The sequence below is a fragment of the Actinomycetes bacterium genome (assembly GCA_036000965.1).
Lineage (GTDB): Bacteria > Actinomycetota > CALGFH01 > CALGFH01 > CALGFH01 > DASYUT01.
The window spans coordinates 1-5031 of record DASYUT010000064.1; the positions used below are offsets into that span (position 1 = coordinate 1).

The window sequence follows — 5031 nt, forward strand, 5'->3', positions numbered from 1 at the left end:
GATCGCCGGGTACCCGTCGAAGTGCGGCGTCGTGAAATACACGTCGCCGTCCTCGGCCAGCAGCGCCTCCTTGGCCCCGAGATCGGGCACCCGCGCGGCCAGGATCGGCCCCTGGGGAGCGGCGTCGCCGAGCGCTTGGAGATCTGCTCGCCGCAGCGGCCGCTCCCACGCAAACGTCTTATTCTTGACGCTCCAGTCGAGGAGGCCTTCTCGCGATGACCCCGCAACCGTCTGCGGCAGTGCCAGCGCCAGTCGCTGCACGTCGTCCCAGGTGGCCATGTCCGACACCATAGGCCAGCCCGCCGACGATGTCGTCGACTGCACCACCGACCGTCCACCTTTGAAAACAGACAGCCGGACAGGATGACGTCGCCTGTTGGTGACCTGCGCGGCCGACCGCCTCGAGGTCTTCCGGGGCCCACCGAGCGTGGGGGGCGGCATACGAGGTCGCAACCAGCTCCGGCGACAGCAGCCACGGCTGGTACCCGGCGTCGGCGCCGTCCTGGATCATCCGCGCCTGCTCCAGCGTCCTGGCCGGCCACAGGCCGACGATGGTCTCCGGCCGCGGCGCCGGGGCGGTCTGGTCGGATCGGCTCTGGCAGCCCGCCACGGCCAGGGCCGCAAGGCCCAGGACCGGCGGGACGATGGTCCGGATCGGTCGCATGGCAACCCCCTTGCTCGTGCCCCCACCACGATCGACCCGGCCGGTCACAGCGCCGACGCGGTCGGCCTCGACCCGGCAGCCGGTTGGTCTCCATTTGGGCGACGGCCGAGTTCGCTCCCGCCGATTAGGCGCGGCCAGGCTGGCAAGAATGTGAGCAGAAGATACGGAATCCAGGGCCCTCTCCGATCGCGACGCGCCGATCGACCGCTGACCCACGCAGGGAGGTCCGACATGAGCGTTCCGACGATGCCCCGCCGTCTCGACGTCCGCCAGGTCGCCATCTGGACCGCGGTCGCGATCCTCGGCGCGGTGGCCTGGGCCGTCCTCGCCCTGGCCCGCGGGGAATCGGTCAGCGCGGTCTGGATGCTGTTCGCCGCGATGTGCTCGTACGCGATCGCCTACCGGTTCTATGCCCGCTTCATCGCCAACCGGGTGCTCGGCGTCGACAACCGCCGGGCCACGCCGGCCGAGCGGCTGGACAACGCCATCGACTTCCACAAGACCGACCGGCGGGTGCTGTTCGGCCACCACTTCGCCGCCATCGCGGGGGCAGGGCCGCTGGTCGGGCCGGTGCTGGCCGCCCAGATGGGCTACCTGCCCGGCACGATCTGGATCATCGTCGGGGTGATCTTCGCCGGCGCCGTCCAGGACATGGTCATCCTGTTCTTCTCCATGCGCCGCGACGGCAAGAGCCTGGGCCAGATGGCCCGCGAGGAGATCGGCCCGTTCGGCGGCGCGGCCGCCCTGGTCGCGGTCCTGCTCATCATGATCATCCTGCTCGCCGTGCTGGCCCTCGTCGTGGTCAACGCGCTCGGCGAGTCCCCCTGGGGCACCTTCTCGATCGCCATGACTATCCCGATCGCCCTGTTCATGGGTGTGTACATGCGCGTGTTGCGCCCAGGGCGCGTGATCGAGGCGTCGGCGATCGGCGTCGTCCTGCTGCTTCTGTCGATCGGGCTCGGCAGCTTCGTGGCCGAGTCAAGGTGGGCCGAGGCATTCACACTGTCACACGAGGCTCTCGTCTTTTGCCTGGTGATCTACGGCTTCGCCGCGTCGGTGCTGCCGGTGTGGCTGCTGCTCGCCCCGCGCGACTACCTGTCGACGTTCATGAAGGTGGGGACAATCGCGCTGCTGGCGGTCGGCATCCTGCTCACGTTCCCGGTCCTGAAGATCCCGGCGTTCACCGACTTCGCGTTCAACGGCAGAGGCCCGGTCTTCGCCGGCTCGTTGTTCCCGTTCGTGTTCATCACGATCGCCTGCGGCGCGCTCTCGGGGTTCCACTCCCTGATCGCCTCGGGCACGACGCCCAAGCTGATCGAGAAGGAAGGCCAGGTGCGGTTCATCGGCTACGGCGGGATGCTCGTCGAGTCGTTTGTGGCGATCATGGCGTTGATCGCGGCGTCGGTCATCGAGCCCGGGCTGTACTTCGCCATGAACGCGCCCGCCGGGGTGCTCGGCAACACCGTCGAGAGCGCCTCCCGGGCCGTGGCCAACCTCGGCTTCACGATCAGCCCCGAGCAGCTCACCGCCGTGGCCGCCGCCGTGGACGAGCGGACCCTGGTCGCCCGCACCGGCGGGGCGCCCACCCTGGCCGTGGGCATGTCCGAGATCTTCTCGAGGATTTTCGGCGGCGACGCGCTCAAGGCGTTCTGGTACCACTTCGCGATCATGTTCGAGGCCCTGTTCATCCTCACCACGGTCGACGCGGGCACCCGGGTCGGGCGCTTCATGCTCCAGGACACCCTCGGCAACGTCTGGAAACCGATGGGCCGCCCGTCCTGGCGACCGGGCGTCTACCTCACCAGCGCGATCATCGTCGGGGCGTGGGGCTACTTCCTGTACACCGGCGTGACCAACCCGCTGGGCGGCATCAACCAGCTGTTCCCGCTGTTCGGGATCGCCAACCAGCTGCTGGCGGCGATCGCGCTGACGGTGGCGACGACCATTCTGATTAAGTCGGGCAAGCTCAGGTGGGCCTGGGTGACGGGGGTGCCGCTGGCTTGGGATGTCGCGGTGACGCTGACGGCGAGCTGGCAGAAGGTGTTCTCGGCCGACACCAAGCTCGGCTTCTTCGCGCAGCGGGACAGGTTCCAGGCCGCCCTGGACCAGGGGCAGGTGCTCGCGCCAGCCAAGAACCTGGACCAGATGCAGCAGGTCGTCACCAACTCAGTCATCGACGGCGTGCTCGCCGCGGTCTTCGCCCTGCTGGTGGTCGCGGTCATCGTCGATGCGATGCGCGTGTGGGCTAAGGCGCTGCGCAGCCGCGAACCCCTGCCGCTCACCGAGGCGCCGTACGAGGAGTCCAGACTATTCGCCCCGTCCGGGCTGATCCCGACCGCTGAGGAGAAGGCGCAGATGGCCGAGTCAAAGCCGGGCAGCGGCTCCTAGCCGACCCGCCGGACCCGGAGGAGCGCTGATGACCCGATGACCGCCCGGGAGGCCGCCGCCAAGCTCGCCTGGTACCTCAAGGAGCTGGCGGGCGAGCACGACTACGACCGGTACGTCGAGCACCACCGGCGGGCCCACCCGGACGCCCCGGCGCTGTCGCGGCGCGAGTTCGAGCGCAGGCGCATGGACGAGCGCGACAGGAACCCCCGCGTCCGCTGCTGCTGACGGCCGGCGACACCGGCCGCATCGGCGAGCCTCAGGCTGGCGGGCCGGCCGGACCGGCGACGTGGGTCACCGGGAGCCCGGTGCGCCTTGCGCGGTGTGGCAGGTCCGTGACCAGCCAGCGCGACAAGCGGTGGGGAAGGGTGGACACGATGATCTCGTCCGCCTGCTCCCGGGTGAGCGCGTCCCGGATCGCGTGCAGGGGCCTTGGGTCGCCGACCTCGCCGTCGGCCTCGGCACCGGCCTCGCGAAGGCGTGCCAGCTCTTTGTCGAGGCGGCGGCGGGCCACCGCCTTAGCGATCTTGTTGTAGTCGGGCAGCATCCCGCCGCCGCCGTCCACGCCGGACAGGGACAGCGGCTGCGAGACCGGCTCGAGGAACTGGCTGGTCGGTGTGGCGGGGACGACGAGGTAGAAGCGGCACGGCCCTGCCGACATACACTCCCGGAGCTTGTCCGCGAGCTTGGGGCCGCCGAGCGTCTGGTTGGCCACGACGAGGTATCGACGCACCGAGATCACCCCCAGCGACGGGTCACGCTGAGCATATAGGAAGCGGTCGGGCGACCGTCGAGACCTCCGGGCTCCGGCTCACGCCAGATCAGCGCGGTGCCAGGGGAGCTCGGGCCGCGGAAGAGCATTTAACTGCACGCCAGGAAAGCATAGAACTTCAGCACCTACGGTCACGCCCGACCTGCAAGAACGGCCCCCCGCACAGCGGTTCCCTGCATATTGCTGACACGGAAGAGGACGGAGGTTCAACTCCTCCCGCGCCCACTACATCGGCTGACCAGCGCATTTACTGCTCCAAGGAGTCCTCGGTCGTCGACGGCAGTCACCCGCCCGTAACATCCGGTACGGGAGACCGCACAGCGGTACAAGAGCGCTTTACTGCTTAACTTCCTGAGGTATGGACAGCCGGTCCGCTCCCCGTCGCCCGCTCGTTCGAACGGCACCCATACACCGGGACCGCTCGGAGCGCACCATCACCACTACCTGATCGGCCTGCGCCAAGCCGACATCTCCCATGTGCCACCCGACCGGGCGCGGTACGGGCTTCCGCGGCCGACGCTTCGCCCGTGAGGCGCACCGTTCGGCCATGCTGTGCCCGCGGACCGCGTATGGCTCGGCGACCGGACGTTAGGGTGCGGCGCTCAGGCGCCGGGGCGGAGGGCGCTCATGGCGCGACCGTGAAGGCGAGGATCGCGGTGCGCATCCGCTCGTTCAAGTCGAACCCGATCGAGAACCCCACGCCTCGCTGGCAGGTGGTCGCTCAGCCGTGGCTGGCGCCTGCCCGAGTCGAGCGGACCAGCACCGCTCCACCAAAGCGATGACCAGCGGGAACGTCGGTCATCTTCGCGTTCGGGCGCTTGAGCCCAACTAACACCACCATGCGGCCGCCTGCCCCGATCGGGTCCATACCGAGGCCGGCGAACAGCTCCGGTCGATTACCTGCAGCCAGCCGCTGGCGCGTTCACGAGCTGTCGTGGTGTGCACCGGGGATGGCGGGTGGCCCATCCGCCCCAGCGTCCTTCTGGTTGGCCGCAGCCTGGGCGGCCTCCAGCGCCGCCTCGGCGTGCTCGGCCCGGGCCTCGGCCGCCCGCGAGCGAGCCCGCTCGGCCGCGATCACCGCGGTCCGGTCCCGCTGGGCGTCCTGCACGACCTCGCGGGCCACGTCGGCCACGGTGCGCTGCGACGCCCCCGCACGGGCGCGCAGCCGCTCGCTCGCCGCGGCCGGGTCCAGCCCCTCGGTGGCCACCAG

5 protein-coding genes are annotated in these 5031 nt (G+C 69.8%); 2 read left to right on the top strand and 3 right to left on the bottom strand.

The annotated features are described in order from the left end of the window. Positions 1-279 (bottom strand): MmcQ/YjbR family DNA-binding protein (locus VG276_04985; protein ID HEV8648759.1); only part of this gene is annotated, 279 nt, incomplete at its 3' end. 616 nt (positions 280-895) lie between these two features. Between VG276_04985 and VG276_04990 the strand changes: the two genes are divergently transcribed. Next, positions 896-3052, top strand: coding sequence for a carbon starvation CstA family protein (locus tag VG276_04990; protein ID HEV8648760.1), 2157 nt, complete (start codon positions 896-898; stop codon positions 3050-3052). A 36-nt stretch (positions 3053-3088) separates the two neighbouring features. Then, positions 3089-3277 carry a YbdD/YjiX family protein gene (locus VG276_04995; protein ID HEV8648761.1) on the top strand — a complete coding sequence of 63 codons (189 nt, stop codon included), beginning with the start codon at positions 3089-3091 and terminating at the stop codon, positions 3275-3277. Between the two features lie 31 nt (positions 3278-3308). On the opposite strand, the gene VG276_05000 is transcribed toward VG276_04995, so the two are convergent. Beyond that, positions 3309-3782: a hypothetical protein gene (locus VG276_05000; protein ID HEV8648762.1), complete on the bottom strand. Its 474-nt coding sequence runs from the start codon at positions 3780-3782 to the stop codon at positions 3309-3311. Between the two features lie 961 nt (positions 3783-4743). Then, positions 4744-5031, bottom strand: a 288-nt coding sequence (locus VG276_05005) for a hypothetical protein (GenBank protein HEV8648763.1), incomplete at its 5' end; no start/stop codon positions are given.

Bases quoted from the DNA above. Each gene is read 5' to 3' on its own strand.
- VG276_04990 (HEV8648760.1), top strand. From the start codon at position 896: ATGAGCGTTCCGACGATGCCCCGCCGTCTCGACGTCCGCCAGGTCGCC.
- VG276_04995 (HEV8648761.1), top strand. From the start codon at position 3,089: ATGACCGCCCGGGAGGCCGCCGCCAAGCTCGCCTGGTACCTCAAGGAG.